Source organism: Paenibacillus rhizoplanae (assembly GCF_042684125.1).
GTDB classification, from domain to species: domain Bacteria; phylum Bacillota; class Bacilli; order Paenibacillales; family Paenibacillaceae; genus Paenibacillus_AQ; species Paenibacillus_AQ rhizoplanae.
The window spans coordinates 127402-147529 of sequence record NZ_JBHUKY010000003.1 but is presented as its reverse complement, the minus strand read 5'-3'; the positions used below and the strand labels follow the sequence as shown (position 1 = coordinate 147529).

At 52.2% G+C, this 20128-nt stretch carries 13 protein-coding genes; 4 read left to right on the top strand and 9 right to left on the bottom strand.

The features are described 5' to 3' along the window. Positions 1-6: 6 nt before the first annotated feature. Together ACFSX3_RS00850 and ACFSX3_RS00845 are read right to left on the bottom strand one after the other, a co-directional pair. A complete protein-coding gene (locus ACFSX3_RS00850; RefSeq protein ID WP_209992411.1) occupies positions 7-2901 on the bottom strand; it encodes an extracellular solute-binding protein in 2895 nt (964 codons plus the stop codon). Positions 2902-3021: 120 nt separating this feature from the next. After that, complete coding sequence (locus ACFSX3_RS00845) at positions 3022-4410, bottom strand: ABC transporter substrate-binding protein (RefSeq protein WP_209992412.1); 1389 nt, start codon at positions 4408-4410, stop codon at positions 3022-3024. Between the two features lie 256 nt (positions 4411-4666). Here ACFSX3_RS00845 and ACFSX3_RS00840 point away from each other — a divergent pair, with 256 nt between their 5' ends. The 4 genes from ACFSX3_RS00840 (at position 4667) to ACFSX3_RS00825 (ending at position 9772) form a co-directional block, all read left to right on the top strand. Further along, a complete protein-coding gene (locus ACFSX3_RS00840) occupies positions 4667-5449 on the top strand; it encodes a helix-turn-helix transcriptional regulator (RefSeq protein WP_209992413.1) in 783 nt (260 codons plus the stop codon). 589 nt (positions 5450-6038) lie between these two features. Then, the gene (locus ACFSX3_RS00835) at positions 6039-6968 is read left to right on the top strand and encodes an ABC transporter permease subunit (RefSeq protein ID WP_379312506.1); all 930 of its coding nucleotides are present in this window, start codon (positions 6039-6041) and stop codon (positions 6966-6968) included. Then, positions 6965-7930, top strand: coding sequence for a carbohydrate ABC transporter permease (locus ACFSX3_RS00830; protein ID WP_209992414.1), 966 nt, complete (start codon positions 6965-6967; stop codon positions 7928-7930). Before ACFSX3_RS00835 ends, ACFSX3_RS00830 begins: the two co-directional genes overlap by 4 nt. A 45-nt stretch (positions 7931-7975) precedes the next feature. Then, positions 7976-9772 (top strand): hypothetical protein, encoded by a 1797-nt coding sequence (locus ACFSX3_RS00825; RefSeq protein WP_209992415.1) that lies wholly within the window; start codon positions 7976-7978, stop codon positions 9770-9772. Positions 9773-10374: 602 nt separating this feature from the next. Here the strand turns inward: ACFSX3_RS00825 and ACFSX3_RS00820 are convergent. The 7 genes from ACFSX3_RS00820 to ACFSX3_RS00790 form a co-directional block, all read right to left on the bottom strand. Next, positions 10375-11151: an alpha/beta hydrolase gene (locus ACFSX3_RS00820; protein WP_209992416.1), complete on the bottom strand. Its 777-nt coding sequence runs from the start codon at positions 11149-11151 to the stop codon at positions 10375-10377. 164 nt (positions 11152-11315) lie between these two features. After that, positions 11316-12245, bottom strand: coding sequence for a GNAT family N-acetyltransferase (locus ACFSX3_RS00815; protein ID WP_209992417.1), 930 nt, complete (start codon positions 12243-12245; stop codon positions 11316-11318). Positions 12246-12417: 172 nt separating this feature from the next. Next, on the bottom strand, positions 12418-14442 hold the full coding sequence (locus ACFSX3_RS00810; protein ID WP_209992418.1) for a right-handed parallel beta-helix repeat-containing protein: 2025 nt from the start codon (positions 14440-14442) through the stop codon (positions 12418-12420). Between the two features lie 89 nt (positions 14443-14531). After that, a complete protein-coding gene (locus tag ACFSX3_RS00805) occupies positions 14532-15473 on the bottom strand; it encodes a carbohydrate ABC transporter permease (protein ID WP_209992419.1) in 942 nt (313 codons plus the stop codon). Between the two features lie 16 nt (positions 15474-15489). Further along, positions 15490-16464, bottom strand: coding sequence for an ABC transporter permease (locus ACFSX3_RS00800; protein ID WP_209992420.1), 975 nt, complete (start codon positions 16462-16464; stop codon positions 15490-15492). Between the two features lie 98 nt (positions 16465-16562). Next, positions 16563-18275 carry an ABC transporter substrate-binding protein gene (locus tag ACFSX3_RS00795; RefSeq protein WP_209992421.1) on the bottom strand — a complete coding sequence of 571 codons (1713 nt, stop codon included), beginning with the start codon at positions 18273-18275 and terminating at the stop codon, positions 16563-16565. Between the two features lie 102 nt (positions 18276-18377). Next, positions 18378-20120 (bottom strand): sensor histidine kinase, encoded by a 1743-nt coding sequence (locus ACFSX3_RS00790; RefSeq protein WP_209992422.1) that lies wholly within the window; start codon positions 20118-20120, stop codon positions 18378-18380. Positions 20121-20128: the final 8 nt, after the last annotated feature.

Genomic DNA, 20128 nt, shown 5'->3' with positions numbered 1-20128 from the left:
TCCAACCTAATACGGAAGTTTGAATTCCTTCCGTTTGATCTGAATTTCATCGTTAATGTAGATCAGATAATCCGACAGGGCTTCACGCGGATTCACCTTCCCGTTGACCACCTTGCGGAACGCATTGTCCAGATGCCGGCCTGTGAAGTAGCCGCCCGGAACCTGAGGGTTACCCTTCACCCATTGCCACTGGCTCTCCAGCTCCTTGTAGTCCTTCACCGGCCAAGGCAGCTCCTCCAGCGCTTCGATGTTGGCGGTCGGATAACGTGCCGCCGCTCCCATCAGCCCTTCCATTTCCCGGCCGTACTGGACCTGAGTGTTCTTGTCCGTCCACCACTTCATGAATTCCCAGGACGAATCCTTGTCCTTGGCATTCTCCAGCAGCATGACACCGGTTGTATGGCTGGCCACGCTATGGTCCACCGTGCCGTCCGCCTGCTTCGTTCCCGGCACCACCGTGAATTCCCACAAATTGCGGATTTCCGGCGCCATTACCGTCAGGCTGTTATAGATGGTATAATCGGCAATCCCGATCGGGATCTCGCCTGTACGGAAGCGGTTCGGAAAGTCCACTTTCACCGGGAACTTGTAATTGGTATAGAACTGGGTCCACTTGTTAAATTCACTCATGGAGGTCTCCGAGTTCAGTGCGCTTCGCTTCTGGTCATCCGTATACAACTGCCCGCCGTTCTGGTAGAGCAGCATGGTGAAGGCCGCATTGGGCACCAGCGTCGCGTTGTTCAGCGTATCCTCCAGCGGAAGATAGAACTCCAGATTATGTCTCTGCAGAACAGAGACCACATTGTAGACTTCCTCCCACGTAGTAGGCGGCTCCAGGCCAAGCTCCTGCAGAATATCCTTCCGGTAAAAGAGCATCGGGAAGATCTGCTGCTCAGGCAGCCCGTAGACGCTTCCATTGTACTTATAAGGCGTAAGGGCACTGTCGCGGAAGCGGTCAGCCACTTCTTTGAAATCGGCGAACTGGGACAGATCGGCCGATGCTTTGCGCATCGCATAGTTCACTGGAAGGTCCTCACCGATCTGCATGGCTACGTCCGGCCCTTCCCCAGCCAGGGTTGCCGGCAGCAGAATGTTCGGAGGTACCAGCCTTAGCGCCACGGAGATGCCCGTATCCGGCGTGAAGGTATCGTCAATCATACTCTTCATCACTTGAGCCTGATCCCGCCCGGTCGATATCCAGACCGTAATCGCCTTCTGGTTCTTCGCTACGTTACCGATACTGTCATAGTCTTCGGTATACGAGGCGCCGTAGGCTCTCAGCTCATGCTTCAGCTTCTGGAAGAAGGTAGCCTGCGCGGACGGAAGCGGCTTGTCTGGCGCCGAGACCACCAGTGAATCCAGCGTCAGCGGCTGTTCCCGCACGCTAAGTATCCAGGTTCCCAGTCCGCCGACATTCGTCTTGAAGGAGACCAGCCGTTTCGCTACCGTGTCCGGGTGCTTAGCCATATCCTCCAGCTGGGTGACCATCGAGTACAGCACGGATACCTTGTCGCTGCGTTCCCCGGTGGCCTGCTCCAGATACTCGCCAACACCGCGGATAATCTCCGCCTGCTCCCGGAATACCTTGGTCATCTCCGGTATCCGCTTCTCCAGCTGATAGTCGCGGAATTTATCAGGGTTATTGGAGGTAATCGCCAGAATATTACGGTACATTTCATTCAAGGTCAGGACACTGGACTGGACGGTGCGGACCAGCGGCGCGATATCGCCCAGGGTCACGGTCAGTCTCAGCTTGTGCGTCCCTTGTGTAAGATGGAACAGATAAGGCTCTTCCCCGCCGAGTACATTCATCTGCCAGCCGGGAGAGTAATTGAAGCGGATCTGCTTCATCTCGGTGAACGGATATTCACCGTCAATCGTGAGACTGCGGTTGGCATAGACGCCCCGGAGCTGATTCTGCTTCTCCTTGAGCGCTATCCGGTACAGACCTTCTTCAGGGACTTCAATCTCCCATTCGATCCATTGCCCCGGAAGCTTCCAGTTCACCCCGCCGATGGTGTTGATCCTTAAATTTGAGACGGCATAAGGAACCACTGCCGGGCTGGAGCGGTCAGATAACGGGTATAAGGTAGGCGAGGATTTGGCGGATGCCGCTTCGGCCTGGACCTCGATATAAGGCTCTTTTACCGGCTGAAGGCCCTTCGTCTCATACTGCTGCTTAGCCTCTGCGTAAGACTGCACTGTCCGGTCCTGGAACAGCTCGATATAATCAATGGCCATCGGCTCACGGAGCGCGGTCAGCGACAGGGTCTGGTTCCCCTGCTCCAGATAGAAAGCATATGGCTCCTCATAGAAGCCTTCACTGTCCGCAACGACCGTGGACTGCCACACCGGCTGCTCCACCTGTCTGGGACGCAGATCGTTGCCGCGGTCATCCTGCTTAATGACCTCTTCACGGTTCCCCCAGACCCGGTCGAAGAGCAAGGTATCCGCTCCCTTGAACGGCACTTGCCGGTTGATGGATAAGGAACGCTCAATCGACGAGCTTTTACCTTCCACCGGATAATAATGAACCCGGATGTTATACAGCCCGGATTCGGGAACCGGCACCTCCCAGGAGATGGTTCCCGATTCCGGGGTAATAACTGCTGCTCCGTCAAGCCCCTCGAATTGCTGCTTCACCTCGAAGACATCTCCGCTGCCGGGGGAATAGCTCTCCCCTTCGATGCGGATCTCCCGGTCAGGGCGCGGGGCATCCCTGTGTTGCTTCAGATAGGCTTCATAGCTGCCTTCTGCGGCATCCTGCACGGCTGCCGTGAACTTGCCTTCTGCCGGAGAGTCGGAATGCACAGGCTGCCCCGAGGAATTAAATATCCAGAACGTCCCGGCCAGCAGGACAACAACCAATATAATCGCTATGTTCCTGATTCGAATATTCAACGTACTCCTCCCCTTAAGCGATGGATCATAAGTTCGTATATTTCAAGTTCCAGCTTTATAATTGCCGCAAGAATGGGAACAACAGTCCGCGGGGGACTGTTGTTCCATGCGGGTATCGGTTTATTTTTTGTAGACCGCGTCTACAGAAGCCTGAACCTTCGCCTTGTACTTCTGAATGACAGTAGACGCCGAGGTTCCCTTCTTCAGCTCGTCAATCATCTCGTAGTACGGCATGGTCGAGAAGGTGTTATGGTTCGTGAGCAGCATGCCGCCTTCGACCAGCTTGGCGTTGTTGATATCATCCTCGTTGTCATACGTGCTCTCCAGGGAAGCCTGCTTCGGATAATCGTAGATGGACTCGATATCGTTGAGCTTCTCCCAGATATACAGCAGCTGGTCCGGATTCTCGGCCTTCTTCGGGATGGTCAGGAACTGGACATTGGATTCCACACTGTGGTACTCGGTAGCATTAGGTCCTTTTGGAAAAGGAACAAAGCCGATATCATAATCCTTCATGTCCGTCTTGAAGCCGTTCGCCTCATAATCTGCTCCCGCATACATCAGCGTGTTCCCCTGGCGGAAGAACTGCGCCGGTTCCTGCCAGTCCCCGCCTTCTGTCGGCCGCGCTACCTTCTCGGCACCCAGCTTGGCGATGAACTTGAAGACTTCCAGCAGCTTGGGATCATCGAGATTCTGTTTGTCGTCAATGGTCAGATCGGTCTCGTTGGAGGCCAGTGCCATTTCCAGGAACCCGCCTGAGGCCAAACCCCAAACATCAAGTTTTCCGTTGTTATCTGTATCTTTGTTCGCTTCTTTGGCGACTTGGGTGAAGGTCTCCCAGTTCCAGTTATCCTCGTTCACATATTCCTGGAGCGGCTTCATGCCCAGCTTCTTCATCAGGGTGCGGTTATAGAAGACCCCGCTGATCAGGTTGCCCGCATTCTCCGAGAAGCCATAGCCCCGGCCCTCATATTGCGAGAATTCTGTAGTCATCCGCTGATTGAAGGCATTCTCATTCTTGGTGTACTCGTCAACCGGCCAGAACATATCCTGCTTCGTCAACACTGGAATCATATATCCCTTGCCCATTCGGACAATATCACCAAGCGGTTCACCGGCGACCAGTGAAGCCACTACCTTCTTCTGGTATTCACCGAAGTCAAGCGCCACATATTCAACCTTAAAGTTATGCTTCGCCATCAATTCCTTCAGATTCTTCGAGCGCTGGATATTGTCAGGATTGTCCTCGGGAATCTTCATATCCCACCAGGAGACAATCTTAATCGTTCTGCCGCCCATATCAAAATCCTTTTCCGGTGTAGCATTGCTCGGCTCCGCAGCCTCTGTAGCTTCCGCTGTGGCTTCTGCTGCCGGTGCCTCCGTAGCCGCCGCCGGCTGGGCTGACGCTCCCCCTCCGGCATTCCCGCCGTTACCTGCTCCGCCGCATGCCGTCGTTGCAGCTAATAACAACATACTAATGAATACTGACATTACTTTTTTTGCCCGCATGATCTGTCCCCCCAAGTATGAATGACTTACCTCGAAAGTTTAGCGCTTACATTTTCAGGCAGCAACCCGTCTAACTTCAGGTGTTCACCTGTCAAATTATAGGTCGGGTCCGCAAGTCCTTATCCACCGGGCAGCCGGATTTCGATCAGGTAAACAAATGGAGCCTGGTGCAAGAATTGCACATTGTAGCGCCCGGCTCTGTTGCACATAATGAATGAAGGAAGCTTAACTTCTCTCTGAAAGCGGGGTCTTCAGGTTGTACAGAATCTTATGTGTAGAGCGAAACCGTCAGGTACGGGAGATCGCTTCTTATATGGCAGGGAGCAGACTTAAGAATTTCATCATTCATGCGCATGCTGATTATTCATCCGATATTCTGCGGCTGATCCGCAGTGAGGGGATATCACTGGTTCTTCTGAATATCAGGGACGCCCATACGCCGGGCATGAGAGTCTGTGAACAGATCAGGCAGGGAAGCTCCGTTCCGATTATCCTGCTCGGGGGCAGCGGGGATTTCGGGTTGGCGCGCCAAGCCTTACTTTATAATGTAAGCGATTACTTGACAGATCCGGTGAACCCGGCTGAGCTGGGCGGAAGCCTGGAGGCGGTTAGACGGGTGCTGGCTTCGGCTGGCAGACCGGCTGCTGCTGAGCGGGATTATGCGGATCAGGATTATGCGGAGTTCAGCCTTCAAAAAGAGCCGCCCTCCCCGTGCCCGATCGTCAGTACGATCAAGCAATACGTGGATGAGCAGCTCCATCATAATATTACACTCAAGCGGATTTCCGACTCCCTGAACTTCAATTGCGCCTACCTCGGACAGAAGTTTAAGCAGCAGGAGAAGATGTCCTTCAACGAATACCTCCTGCGCCAGCGGATGGAGAAGGCCAAGCTGCTGCTGGAAACGACCGACATGAAGATCTATGAGATTGCAGACGCTGTCGGATATTCGGAAATCGACTGGTTCTACAAGAAATTCAGGGAATACACGGGAACCAGCGCCAATGAATACCGCAAGCAATGCTTCATCACCGCCTGAGGGGGGGGATTGGAGGGAGCGGCCAGTGCGTTTCTGTAATGTTATGTTCCAGGACGCACTCACGACGCTCATCCGCCTACTTTTTCCGAATTCAGGTGCACTAATGCCCTTAATTCCGCTCATCCGCCTACATTTAAGAATTCAGGTGCACTAATACCCCTCATTTGGCTCATCCGCCCATATTTGATGAAATCAGGGGCATTAATACCCTTCATTCGGCTCATCCACCCTCATTTGATGAAATCAGGGGCACTAATGCCCCTCATTCGGCTCATCTGCCCTCTCGCCTCCCGTCTTCCGTTCTTACCCCTTCCTATACTCCCGTTGCATCCGCAACCCCTGCTTCTCTCGCTTCCCCTCCCATGCACTTTCCCTTCTCATCCGCGCCTCCTTCACCTGACAATAGATCAATAATTGGTGAGGATCGGTCATTGTAGGAAGATAGACGATAACTTATTATAGTTTCATACATGAAAGCGTTATCAAAACCGAAGTTGCTTACTGAAGAAGGGGGATGACAGACGGACAAGATACCTGGGAATGCTTGCCCCGGCTTAGCTTCAGAGAGCAATCATACAAAGAGAATACAATGAGGAGTGAAACAATGCGCAGCCAGAGCATAAGAAGCAATTCTTTCCGGAAGTTCCTGTACATTTCGCCCTTTATGGTTTTACTTGCTGTATTTGCGTATTACCCGCTCTATGGATGGGTGTACGCATTCTTTGACTATACCCCGCCTATCCCATTGTCTCAATCTGAGTTCGTCGGCTTCAAATGGTTTCATTCCCTGGTCGAAAATCAGGTCAAGATCGACCAGTTAATGCAGGTTATCTGGAATACCTTCGGCATCAGCGGACTGGGTATCCTCTTCTCCTGGCTCCCGATGATCTTCGCCATCTTCCTGACCGAGATCAAGGCTGTCCGGTTCCGCAAATTCATCCAGACGGTCACCACCCTGCCTAACTTCATCAGTTGGGTGCTCGTCTACTCCCTGGCCTTCTCCATGTTCTCCAGTGAAGGGATGGTCAACGGCTTCCTCCACATGACGGGACTGTCGGATAAGCCAGTGCTGTTCCTGCAGAGCTCAGATCATGTCTGGCTCACCATGTGGTTCTGGGCTACCTGGAAGACGCTCGGCTGGTCCGCCATCCTGTATATCGCCGCCATTATGGGCATTGACGAGTCACTGTATGAAGCGGCTCACGTAGACGGTGCCACAAGAATGCAGGTCATCCGCCATGTCGTGCTGCCAAGCATGATGCCAACCTATTTCGTCCTGCTGATGCTCCAGATTGCAAGCTTCCTGAACAACGGATTGGAGCAATATTTCGTGTTCCAAAATGCGTTTAACAAGGACACTATTCAGGTTCTCGATCTATATGTCTATAACCTCGCCATGGGCGGCGGCAGTTATTCCGTCTCCGTTGCCATCAGTATGCTGAAGAGTCTGATTAGCGTGGTGCTTCTCTTTTCGGTGAACGGGCTGTCCAAAATGCTGAGAGGAGAGGGCATTGTATGAGTGACAACCAGACCAGTCTTACGCCAAACACCCGGGAGATCGATATCACCAAAAAAACGGTCAAAATGCAGGTCAGCGCTACCGATAAAATCATCTCCACTATCATCTATATCCTGTTCTCCCTGTTCGCCTTCATCTGCGTTTATCCGTTCTACTCGATCATTATCAATACAATCAGCGCGAACGACCTCAGCGCGAAGGGTGAAATTATTTTCTGGCCCAAGGGGATTCATTTCCAGAACTATGTCGATGTATTTAAAATACCCGGCCTCGGCAATGCCTTTGTCATTTCGCTGGGCAGAACGGTAATCGGAACCCTGCTCACGGTCGGCGCCTCCGCCTTCCTGGGATTTATGTTTGCGCAAGAGGACATGTGGGGCAAGAAATTCTGGTACCGCTTCACCATCATCACGATGTTCTTCAATGCCGGGATCATCCCGTGGTATCTGACCATGAGAACCCTGCATCTGACCGACAATTTCCTGGCGTATATTCTTCCGTCCGTGGTAGCGCCTTTCTTCATTATCCTGGTCAAAACCTTCGTCGAGGCAACACCGAAGGAGCTGCAGCAGGCGGCCAGCATTGACGGCGCGGGAATCTTCACGATTTTCTACAAAGTCATTCTGCCGATCAGCAAGCCGATCCTTGCAACCGTTGCCATTTTCTCGGCGGTCAACCAGTGGAATGCCTTCCAGGATACGCTCCTGCTGGTGACGGACAGCAAGCTCTACAGCCTGCAGTTCATTCTGTATAACTACATCAACCAGGCGAGCTCCTTGTCCACCATGGTCAACCTGCAGAATGCCGGATCAACGGCGATGGCTACTCTGGCGACCAAGCAGACCTCTACCTCCATCCGCATGACAGTTACCATTATCGTAGTCGCACCCATTCTGCTGGTATATCCGATCTTCCAGAGATTTTTTGTCAAAGGAATTATAATTGGCGCCGTGAAAGGCTAACGGACCTGCGCCATTATGATACATTAATCATTCGGGGGGCTACACATGAAAACACACATTAAGCTGGGCAGAAAGTCTGCGCTCTTACTAGGGACGACCATCCTGCTGGTAACAACGGCGCTAAGTGGTTGCAGCGGTAATTCCAACAATGGAGGAGCTGCTGCGGGGACGGCCGAACCCGGAACACCTGCTGAGTCATCCGATCCGGGCACAAGCAAAGGCATCGATCACAGCAAACCTCTAACCATTACGGTATTCGACAACGCAGCTAACTATCAAGGCGAACAGACGGGATGGTACGGCAAGCTGCTGAAAGACAAGTTCAATATCACACTGAACATTCTGGCTCCGCAGGTAGCGGGCGACCAGCTTTACAAGACTAGATCAGCCTCCGGTGACCTCGGGGACCTGCTGATTATTGAGAACAGCCAGCTCGAGGAACTGATTCCGGCAGGCATGATTATGGATCTAACCGACATGATTAAGAACACGGAGCATCTGTCCCAATATGTAGACAATCACTTTAAGCCGTTCAATGTGGCCTTCGAGAAGCAGAATCCGGATGGCAAAATCTATGCCCTCCCGGCCTTCACCGCCGACACTTCAGCAACCACCTTTTCGGAAGAGCTGCCTTACTCCAGCCCGATTATGCCTTGGGACTACTACAAGGGAATTGGCGCGCCGAAGCTGAATAATCTGAACGACCTGATGACCGCCCTGAAGGACATGCAGGCTAAATATCCGAAAACTCCGGACGGCAAGCCGATTGTTCCGATTACGCTGTGGAAGGACTGGGACGGCGGAAGCATGGAGAATGTGCGCTGGCTCAGCAACTGGTATGGCTATGAGCAGCCGAACGGCACTACAACCATTCAATTGAATGCCAAAGGCGATATCGTTCCGGTTGTGGACGACAACGGCATGTACAAGAAGATTCTGCAGTTCTATTATGACGCTAACAAAATGGGTCTCGTCGACCCCGACTCCCCTTCCCAGGACTGGAACAAGGTATCTGAGAAGCTGACCAACAAGCAGGTGCTGCTCCTGTGGTACTCCTGGCAGAGAGGCTTCTACAATACGATTGAACGCGGCAACCAGGGTGACGGCAACGTAGCCGTTCCGATCGGCGATACCCACCTGATTCAGAACAGTGATGCTTACTTCGGGAACGGCAGAGTGTTCGCCATCGGCTCCAAAGCGAAAGAACCGGAAAGAATCATGGAACTGATGGACTGGATGTCTTCGCCGGAAGGTCTGCGTTACTACACGAACGGCTTCGAAGGCTTCAACTATGAAAAAACACCTGACGGCAAATTCAAGCTGACCGAAGTGGGCCAGACCGCATTCCAGGAAAATACCCCGGTTCCTGCTGAATACGGCGGCGGCGGTTACCAGGATGGCCAGAGCAAGGTCAACTCGATGATTATGAGTGATTTTGTGGTCGATCCGGAAACCAAAGAGTTCTATAACAGCACCTACTGGGCATCCACCATTGAAGCGAACAAGACTGCGCTGACTACAGATTGGCAGAAGACCTATGACGCCACTACTCCGACCGAGTACTATACAAAGAACAACATGATCGACATCGTGCCGAACATCAACACCAGTCTTGGCTCCGATTCCTCTGACGTCAAGAACAAACGCAGCCAGATTTCAGATTATGTCAAGAACACCTCCTGGAAAATGATCTTCGCCAAGGACCAGGCTGAATTCGACCAGCTCTGGACCAAGCTGAAGAGCGATGTCGAAGGACTCGGCTGGAACGATGTCTTCGCCGTAGACAAGGAAAGAGCAGAGAAAATCGTTAAAATGCGCGCTGATGCGGTTGCTAATAAGTAAACAAATGAGCGTTACTGTGTAAGCTGTAAAAGTAAAAGAAGAGGCAGCCCCGAAGCCATGGATATGGCTTGGGGCTGCCTTTTTTGCGCTTAAGTATGTAGAGCAACTTCTCCGGCTAATGAAGCCCCTCGTCGGCAATCTGCCTACTCACATCCAGCTAACCTGGCCTCTTTGGCTAACAGCCTACCCATATCCATCCAATCAAGCCCCCTCATCGGCAAGCAGATGGAAAAAGGTATCTTAATTTGGCAGATTCCGGCGTTTACAGATAAGCAAGTGGAGAAACAGCATCTAATATTGTTTTTTTACCCACTTTGGTTGAATTGTGATGGATTAAGTGTTGTTTGTCCAACTACTGTTCCCGGAAGGCAAATTTGTTCACCAGCAAGTGGAGAAAATCCAACTATTTCCTCATAACGTGCTCATGGTCGCGTGCAGTGCGGTCTTGTGCAATCGGCGGACGATAGGTGATTGATTAGTGATTGATTAGTAAGTGATTAGTGAGTGATTAGTTGGCGATCGGCGGACGTTGGGTGGGTGACTAATAGGCGATTGACGGTAAGCGGCATACGAGACGCCCATTTCGAACGCCCCCTAACCATTTAGAAAATAAGCTGCGCGAACTGATACAAGCCGTTCTTCCAGACCGGCCAGTCATGGTCGCCCTGCTCTTCCACCCAGATATGCGGCACTTTATGTTCTGAGAAATAAGCATGGGTGCGGTCGCTGACATACTTGAGGCTGTCAAGATCTCCGCAGGATAACCAGAGAACGTTAAGCGCTGCGGACGTCTTCTGCGGGTCCGGTACCAGCAGCTCCGGCTCCTTCGTGTTAGGTGCCGCAGAGAAGGCTCCCACCCAGGCGAAGCGGTCCAGATTGTTCAGACCCATGTTGAGCGATTGCCCTCCGCCCATGGACAACCCGGCCAGCGCACGGTGCCCCCGGTCCGTCAGCACGGAATAATTCGCTTCAATATAAGGGATCAGATCGTTCAGCAGATCAGACTCAAAGGTTGCAAAGGCTTCCAACTTGTCAGGCGCGAAGATGTCGCCCTCCGCCCGGTCATTCAACATCGCCCGCCCGTTCGGCAATACAACAATCATGGGCTTCAGCTTGTGATCAGCATAAAGGTTGTCCAGAATAATCTGTGGCGTGCCGTGAGTGTACCATTCGTCTTCATCTCCGCCAATGCCGTGCAGCAGATACAAGACACTATATTTCTCTGTGCTAGAGTATCCAGGCGGCGTATAGACTCTGGCCTTCCGGGTGTTGCCTACTGTGGCAGAGGGATATTCGATCATTGTGATCTTACCACGCTCGATCCCTTCTCTCTCCTGATCATATCCCGCTGCTTGTGTTGTATACTTCTGATGGTTCATGTCCAATGCTGCTCATTCCTCTCTTAGATTATATGTATATCCCATTACTTTGTTTATTCGATAAACTAAGTGCAGAATCCTGCTGAGGAACCTGCTGCGGAAAAATATATATGTAGGATAGAAGGCCTTCTGCATTCTCCTGCATTGGACAGTCCCGCTTGTATTTAATCTTCGTATACATACGAATGCATCGGAGTAATCTCCACCGGGTGCAGTGATTGATAGAGTGCATTAGCCTCGGCAGAGAACCCTGTAATATATGCCGTTGTCACACCTTGCTCCTTCAGGCGGATGAAGCAGGCTGAAATGACAGATTTGCCGAAGCCGCGTTGCCGGTAATCCGGGTGGGTCCCAATCGTCTCTATAACCGCAATCCCGTTATCCTGATCCACGAATCCAAAACAGAAGGCAATGGGCCGGCCGTTCTCATCCATCACCGTGAAGTCAAGGTCCGCACGATAGGACTTTAGATCTTTTCTCCAGTACTCTATGCTCCCGACGTTGGAATCACCCGAAGAGAAGATCTGCTCCATTAAATCGCTCTTCGTGCCTTCATCTATCCCTTCCGTCATGCAGCGGATGGAGAATCCTTCTTCCAGATTCAAAGTGTAATCCATATGAACAAGATCGTATCTTCGGGTATTCCCGATATGGGAATCTTGCACAAAACCTTGATCCAATAATGCCTGAACCTCCTGACCATAGGGATAGCAATCTGTGTTAAGCTTCTTTTTCCCCTTGCCCCATACATTCCGGGTCCATGCGACCATCTCGTCCGCCAGATGCGGGTAATCCGGATGAACGATTAAACTGAAGAAACCGCCTCCGGATTCGGAAATGAACAGGCCTGTGATCTCACCTGCTTCATTCTTCCATAGGTGTGCATTATTCTCCATGAAATTAGGGTCTGCACTTTTGGGCGCTTCGTACCGGTTCCAGAACTCGAATCTGACAAATTCCCAGGTCTGAAGTTTACCTGTCAATGTTACCATTTTTCTCAAAAAGGCATGAACGTTATTGAAGTTCTCCTGGGTGTCTACGTACTTTTCATTGAATGCCTTTATCTCCTCATCTCCATTCATCTCTCTCATCATTTCATTCTTCTTCCATTATATGTAGGCCCACTTCCCCTTCATAGGCAGAGATCGGCTATAACCATTTGTACTATTGCATCACCATTGTTAAACTTCTTGCAGGATTTCTCATTTCGTGCACCACACAAAAGCCTGTCCCCAGGGACAGGCTTTCAGCCATAACCATTCAGTTCTACAGCACAATCTTCAACGGACTGTTATCCGTTAATTCAAACGGTCCAGGCGTCACATTCGAGTCCGGGCGCTGCTTACCGAAGAAGTCGCGGTCGAACCGGTACGCCGAGCCGTCCGGCTCCTCGTAACGCATCTCGGCGTGATAGCTTCTGCCCAGCAGATTCGTGGTGACCACGGTCGGCGCTGCTGCACGCAGCAGCTCAGGGTTCACGATATGCACCTGCACCTTGCCGGAAGCCGGATCAACCTCGATCTCAAGACCCTTATCGGCATAGACCTTCACGTTCGGCTCATGTGTACCCGGCACCGCATCTTTCAGATACAGATTGCCTTGAATGGCTACAGGAAGGGCTATCTGTTCAGGATGGAACGGCTTCCCGGAATCGATCAGCGCCTTGATCTCTTCCCTGGTGTATTCCCACCACTGCTTATCCAGCGCATTCGGGTGCTCATCATAGCCGCCTAATCCGACTGGATGCAGATAACAGCGGGAATTATCCGGGATACCGTCCATTACCCGTTCACCGTTATCGTTAAGCTGTTCTCTCGGGGCCAGCGGCAGATGCTCAAAGAAGGTCATCGGCACTACCTCATTGTCCGTGTCCTCATCTCGCAGGAAGATATTGTTATAATATCGGTCATCACCGCCCGTGAAGTTGCTGTAACCGGCAATCGCTGTCTCATGCGGAATATGGTACGGCGTATAACGGGTAAGCTCGGGGCGCACTACGAACCTGCCGGCGAACAGATTATGGACGAACGCGCCGCCCTGGGCCATATTGCGGAAGTTCATCGGCGACAGGAACAGGTTGTGATCCACCATATAAGGACCATGGCAGACCTCCATGAAGAAATCTTCTGACAAATTGTCAAAGAACACATTCCGGCTGATACGGGTGCCCTGTGCTTGCCAATCGAGCCATAACGCCCGGTAGGAGCTGTAAATGACATTTCCGCAAATCTGGGTATCCAGTGAAGCATGGAGCTTGATCCCGCCTACCTCTGCCCCGTGGAAAATCCGTTTATGATGAATATTATAAATGCGGTTCTGTTCAATCCGGCTAAAAGCAGCCCCTAAATGTCCCACGATTCCAGCCTGTTCACAATCATGAATCACATTATTGCGGACGATATGGCTTCCAATGTTGTCCTTATGCCAATCCTGGCGGAGTGCGCGGAAAATAACCTCCTGCTCCCGCTGCGTCCCGCCCTTCATCCGGCCATTTGACCACTCGTTATGCCCGGTTGAGATTTCTTTGCCCAGGCTCACCCCTGTGCATTTGGACTCGCAGATATGGTTGTCTTCAATGATCCAGCCTTTGCTCCAGTGGGGGCCGATCAGCCCTTCCTGCAAGGCCGTTGGCGGTGCCCATTGCGGAGAAGCCTGGCGGAGTGTGAAGCCCTTAACGGTTATATAACCCCGTCCAGTCTGCTCCGGCCAGAAGCAATAAGGGCGAACGCTGATCTCCACATTCTCCCGGCGCGGGTCCTTGCCCCCGAAGCTCGCCCAGATCCTTGTGGAGGCCGAGCCTACTTCTGCATACCACTGCAGCAGAGAGTCCGCTGCGTACTTGGCCTGCGGCCATACCTTAGGATCGCGCAGCTTGGTAACGCTATCACATTCATACAGCGATTTACCGTCCAGGTAGACCTCCCCCAGATGCGGCTCGAACGCCCCTTCGAACAGCCAGTCGCCATATAATTTCTCCTTGAACGGATTGCGCACAGCAAACAGGCTGTTCGGCACCTCCGCGCTCCAGACACCGTCTCCTTCATCCTGCCAGTCCGCCACCGGCTCAGCGCCTGTGATGACGACTTCCCCGTCCCCGGCAGCCTGATAGACAATCCTCTGTTCCTCTGTTCCTCCGTTAGCCGGGCTCACCCATTCCCTGTATGTACCCGCATGAACGGTGACCGTGTCTCCAGGCTCCGCCAGCGCCGCAGCGCGGGAGATGGAGCGGAAAGGCTGTTCCGCCGTGCCAGGAGCCTGATCGCTCCCTTGCAATGCAACATGATATTCCATATGAGAATCCTCCTCTTTCTTGTATGTCATATGGACATTTTAAATGAATATCCTGTATATTGCTATAACCATGTATACAATTAGACAACCTAACCTTTAACCCCGCCGACCATCATACCTTTGACAAAATACTTCTGCAGGAACGGATACACCATAATAATCGGCACGGACGCTACTATCGTCATCGTTGCCCGCACGGACATCGGAGTGACCGCATTCTGCTGGCCTCCCGTTGCCCCCTGGATCATCCCGTCCAGCGACGAGGTACCGGTGGTAGTGTTGGAGTTCTGCAGAATCTTCTGCAGCTCATATTGCAGGGTGCTGAGACTTGCATCCGAGGAGTTGTAGAGGAAGACATCGAACCACGAATTCCACTGGAACACTCCCGAGAACAGCGCCACCGTAGCCAGCACGGGTACCGTAAGCGGCAGGATGATGCTGAAGAAGGTCCGGTAATCGCCCGCGCCGTCAATCTTAGCCGATTCGATGATGCTCTCCGGCAGATTTTCAATGAAGGAACGGATAATAATCAGGTTGAACACCCCGATGATTCCCGGAAGAATGTAGACCCAGAAGCTGCCGACCAGTCCCATATCCCGTATCAGCAGGTAATTGGGAATCAGGCCGCCGTTGAAGTACATCGTCATGATAAAAGCTACGGTGATAAATTTGCGCAGCACATAATCCTGTCTGCTAAGCGTGTAGGCCAGCATGGCGGAGCAGAAGACGGTGACGACCGTTCCGATCACGGTGCGCAGCACTGAGATGAAGGTCGCATGAAAAATCGTGGCCTCTCTCAGAATATAACTGTAATTCGCAAGCGTCCATTCTCTGGGCAACAGGTAGATCCCGCCTTTGATAGAGTCTTGCGCGTTGTTAAGCGACACTGCAAGGACATTCACAAACGGATAAAGGGTAACAATCATTAGTGCGATCATGAAGCAGTAGTTGCAAATGACAAACAAGCGGTCGCCGGTGGAAGAGCTTATGGGGGGCTTGCGTTTTTTCTTATGGACAGCTGCGGTTTCCATGCCTGCGCCTCCTTTATTAATACAGTCTGGCTTCGCCCATACGCTTCGCGGCATTATTCGCCATGAACAGCAGGATGAAGCTGACGACCGTCTTGAACATTCCCGCTGCGATGGACAGGGAGAAGTTACTCTGGGCAATTCCGTATTTCAGCACGAATATATCAATGTTCTCGGAATAATCCACATTCATGCCGTTGCCCAGCAGGTACTGCGGCTCGAATCCCGATTCCAGCAGATAGCCGATATTCATAATGAGCAGGACAATCACAACAGACTTGATGCCCGGAAGCGTGACATAGATCATTTTCTTGAACCGGTTCGCGCCGTCGATCTCCGCTGCTTCATACTGTGTGGGATCAATCGTCGTCATAGCGGCCAGGTAGACGATGGTGTTCCAGCCGATATCCTTCCAGACGGAGCTGGCTCCGAAGATGGTCCAGAAGTATTCCGGGATACCCAGGAACAGGATTTCATTGCCGCGGTCAAGGAAGCCCAGACCCACCAGCAGCTGGTTAATGGTACCATCCGGGGACAGCGTCGTCTGAATGATGCTCGCCGCCACAACCCAGGAGATAAAATGCGGCAAATAACTGACAGTCTGCACTACACGCTTGAAGGCAATATTGCGTATTTCATTAAGCAGCAACGCAAGGGTGATCGCGGTGACGAAGCCGAAGAACAGGTTAATCGAGCTCATCGCCAGCGTATTGCGTAACACCCGGAGGAAGCGGTCATCCCCGAACAGAAATTTGAAATGCTCGAAGCCAATCCAGGTCTGCTCCATGAACTTCCTGGCCGGCTTATAATCCTGGAACGCAATGCTCCAGCCCCACAACGGCAAGTATTTGAATACAAATAGCCAGATTAGAAAAGGGATTGACATCACTGCCAAGGCCCGCTGCTGGCCCAGCTTTTTGAAGAACAGCCTCATCCGGCCCGGCTCCTTATCCGCCGCCGGCCGGGATAATGCGGGTACCGTATTTTTATCCATCCGTATCTCTCTCCTTCAGCACACCGGGCCGTCCAAGCGGCAACCAGGAAAGACCAGGATAGCTACACAGCCCTAGTCTTTCCTGCCGATTCCGGCGGCTATTGGTTCGCCAGTTCGACCTTCGCTTTGACTTGCTCGGTGGTCCATTGCTCATAACCCGCAGTATCCAGCTTGCCGAATTCCTTCATGTATTCCTCCCAGACCGCATCGAACTTATCGGGAGTCGTCAGCACCAGCTTAGGGAAATATTTCTTCGTCATTTCGTCCTTGCTGGCTTCCCAGAGCTGTTCCGGGGAATTCTGCTCCTTCGCGAAGCCCCACGCCGGGAAGTATGGACGCGGAACCGGTTCAGCGAACAGCTGGCTGTAGGTCTGTACGCCGTATTTCTCTAAGATAGCCTTGTCCTTGTCGGTCAGCGTCATCTGGAAGACCTCGGGCTGGCTGGCAACATTCTTGGCATTTCCGTCAGCCAGTGTTGAGGTCGCATTGTACATCGGCCAGTTCCAGCTGAAGTATTTGAAGCCGAAGCTCTCTCTGAACGGCTCGTCAATCTTGTCGATCTGCTCTTGCGTACGGAAGTAGCGGCCCTGTTCATTCACTTCATACGTCTCACCCTTGATGCCCCAGGACATCAGGGTCTGGTTCTCTTCCGTCAGCATGTTGTCGAAGAACTGGATGATGCGGACCGGGTCTTTGGCACTGACCGTAATCCCGATTCCGCGGTTCGTTACAAGGCCCCCAGGCGGATCAAGATAAGCATCCGGCGTGCCTTCCTCGAAGGTTACCGGCAGCGGGAAATACTTGAAGCCGTCCAGGGAAGGATCTTTACGGGCGGCGTCCTTCAGCACGTTCAGCGCATTATCCACCTGCCAGCGGTAGTCGAAAAAGCCGAGCACCTTGTGGGAGGTTAATTTGGCGATATACTGGTCATAGTTATCGACGAAGGAGGCTTTATCGAACAGACCGGCAGCATTGAGGTCATTCAGCGCCTTCAGCCACTTTTTGGTGGACTCGGCACCGGCATAGGTCTTGGCTTCCCAGGTGTTCGTATCCACTGTAACGTTGCCGTCATTCGGATAGCCCATCAGATGCATCGGCGGGTTGGAGGTGGCGAAGAATCTCCAGTCATGTGTAAGGGAGACCATGCCCGTCAGATTCTCATCCTTGTGCTTGTCGCGGTAATTCTTAATCAGCTCTATATATTGATCCAGCGTCTTGATCTTCGGATAACCCGCTTCCTCCAGCACACGGCGCTGAACCCAGAACCCCGCACCAGCTTCCGGCTCAGGAATGAAATCGTTCACCTGGGCGGCAATCGGCAGGAAATAGATTTTACCGTCCTTGGAGCGCATCTGGTTCAACGACTTGCCATACACACGCTGGATGTTCGGCCCGTACTTCTCAATCAGCTCATCGAGCGGGATGAATGCGCCGGCATTCAGCACTTCCTCTATAGCAGCATCGGGAATCAGTACATCCGGGTAATCGTTAGCGGCAATCATGGTTCCGATCTTGGTATTGAGGTCACCCACCACGAATTCCAGCTTGAAATTGACACCGGTCTGATCCTCCAGCAGCTTGCCGATGGTCGTCTCATTGGTGTTTCCGTCCTTCGAGCCGGCCACCCCGTTGAAGATTTTGAACGTTACCTTATCCTGCTTGGGTTCGGTCTCTGTGGTAGCGGCAGCGCTTGTCGGCTCCGTCGTCCCCGTATTCTTCTTGGCATTATTAGGCCCCGAGCAAGCCGTCACCACGGATAATGAGACGACTGCCGTCAGAGCGAGAAGCCATATTCTCTTGCTTTTACCCATTGCCTGTATTCCCCCTTGTATATTCATGGTTTAGTGCTTCTTTAGTATAAAAGCGTTTTCATTACTCCGTTACCCGTGAAATTATGGCTTCTCCTTTGAAAACTATGGATGAACTGGAATTCTCAGCTCAATCCGTGTCCCTTCACCCGGTCTGCTGTCCACCCGGAAGGTTGCGCGCCTGCCATACAGCATGGTTACTCTGTAGATAACATTCTGTATTCCGATACGCTCGCCGATAATCCCTTCCATGTCGAGGTATCCGTACAGAGTTTCAACCTGCTCACCGCTCATGCCAATCCCGTTGTCCGCCACTTGGAAGACCACCTCATCCCCCGTCAAGCTGATGCGGATCTCAATGCTTCCGCCTTTTTTGAGCGGCTCGATGCCATGAATACTGGCGTTCTCCACGAAGGGCAGGAACACCATTTTGGGGACAACGCAGGCGTAAGCCTCAGGCTGCACATCGATATGATAGCTCAGCTTATCCTCGAACCGGTATTTCTGAATATCCAGAAAACAGAGAATGAAGCCCAACTCCTCCTCCACGCTCACCCACTCCTTATTCCAGGTCAGCGAGCTGCGCAGGATCATCGCCATGCTCTGGATGATTTTGGCCGTCTCGTTCTCCTGCTTCAGCAGGCTCCGCATCCGAATCGTCTCCAGCGCATTGAACAGGAAGTGCGGGTTAATCTGGCTCTGCAGAGCATTAAGCTGCGCCTTCCGCCGCTCCAGCTCCAGCGACTTCTTCTGAATCTCCGTTAGATACACATCGTTAATCAGGGCCTTAATCTGCATAATCATACTGTTGAACTCCAGGGTCAGCTGGCCGATCTCATCGCGAGATTCCCCGTGCATGATCGTCTGGAACTGCTGCGTCTTCACCTTTTTCATATGCTTCAGAATCTCAATAATCCGGAGGTTGATCGAACGGGTAATGATCAGAATAATAACGGTGGGGACAATCATCATCAGGCAGGCCGACCAGAGGATGAAATAACGGGATTTCAGCACCTCCTTGATGATCTCCTTCTCATTCACTGTGCCGACAATCCGCCAGCCGGACAGATAGCTGATACTGCCGTATTCCTTCTCGAAATTAATGATATGCTCCTGTTTCAGGGAGGCATACAGCTGCCGGTCCTTCCCCTGCCAGTCTATGGCCCGGTTAGTCGTATATTCAATCCGGCCCTCCGGCCCCAGCAGATACACATCCCCCTGTACGTTCAGATTGGCGAAGACCTCCATCAGATCAATCGTCTTAAAATCAATCTTCACCAGCTTCTCCTTGACCATCCGGTCCGCGAAATAATCCATCCGCCGCAGCAACGAGAACGACTGGAACCGGCCGCCTGCATCCTGGGTGCGGACGAACAGCGGCTGGGAGGAAGCCTCCTGCATCCACTCTTTATACCAGATACTCTCCCGGACCTCCCCGGACAGGATCCCGATATTCCCAGAATTCAGCAGCGTGGGGTTATCCACATAGATGGTTTTGTTTTGCAGCGAGGAAGAGAACGGGGAATAGTTGTTCAGGGTGGACCTGAGATAGAGGTCGTAAGCCTCGACATAGTCTTCGGTCTGTGTGAAGTTACGGTCCAGCACCTCATTGGTCTTGTAATCCGCATAGAAAAAAGAGGACAAGCCCACGGCCTGATCCACCACCAGCCGGAACTCATTCTTAATCTGTTCCACCGCCAGATCGATGTCCTTGATCCGCTGTGCCTTCACATTTCCGGTAATCGTGTTGTAGAAGATCACATTCGTGAGAATAATCGGAGCGATGACCCCGAGGAAATAGACGAGGAACATTTTATTCCTGAGCCGGATATTATTCAGCAGCTTCATGCAGCGCC

What these genes read in the sequence shown, in the direction of transcription:
- ACFSX3_RS00845 (WP_209992412.1), bottom strand. Translation starts at nt 4,410, where the DNA reads ATGCGGGCAAAAAAAGTAATGTCAGTATTCATTAGTATGTTGTTATTA.
- ACFSX3_RS00835 (WP_379312506.1), top strand. Translation starts at nt 6,039, where the DNA reads ATGAGGAGTGAAACAATGCGCAGCCAGAGCATAAGAAGCAATTCTTTC.
- ACFSX3_RS00830 (WP_209992414.1), top strand. Translation starts at nt 6,965, where the DNA reads ATGAGTGACAACCAGACCAGTCTTACGCCAAACACCCGGGAGATCGAT.
- ACFSX3_RS00825 (WP_209992415.1), top strand. Translation starts at nt 7,976, where the DNA reads ATGAAAACACACATTAAGCTGGGCAGAAAGTCTGCGCTCTTACTAGGG.
- ACFSX3_RS00820 (WP_209992416.1), bottom strand. Translation starts at nt 11,151, where the DNA reads ATGAACCATCAGAAGTATACAACACAAGCAGCGGGATATGATCAGGAG.
- ACFSX3_RS00815 (WP_209992417.1), bottom strand. Translation starts at nt 12,245, where the DNA reads ATGATGAGAGAGATGAATGGAGATGAGGAGATAAAGGCATTCAATGAA.
- ACFSX3_RS00810 (WP_209992418.1), bottom strand. Translation starts at nt 14,442, where the DNA reads ATGGAATATCATGTTGCATTGCAAGGGAGCGATCAGGCTCCTGGCACG.
- ACFSX3_RS00805 (WP_209992419.1), bottom strand. Translation starts at nt 15,473, where the DNA reads ATGGAAACCGCAGCTGTCCATAAGAAAAAACGCAAGCCCCCCATAAGC.
- ACFSX3_RS00800 (WP_209992420.1), bottom strand. Translation starts at nt 16,464, where the DNA reads ATGGATAAAAATACGGTACCCGCATTATCCCGGCCGGCGGCGGATAAG.
- ACFSX3_RS00795 (WP_209992421.1), bottom strand. Translation starts at nt 18,275, where the DNA reads ATGGGTAAAAGCAAGAGAATATGGCTTCTCGCTCTGACGGCAGTCGTC.
- ACFSX3_RS00790 (WP_209992422.1), bottom strand. Translation starts at nt 20,120, where the DNA reads ATGAAGCTGCTGAATAATATCCGGCTCAGGAATAAAATGTTCCTCGTC.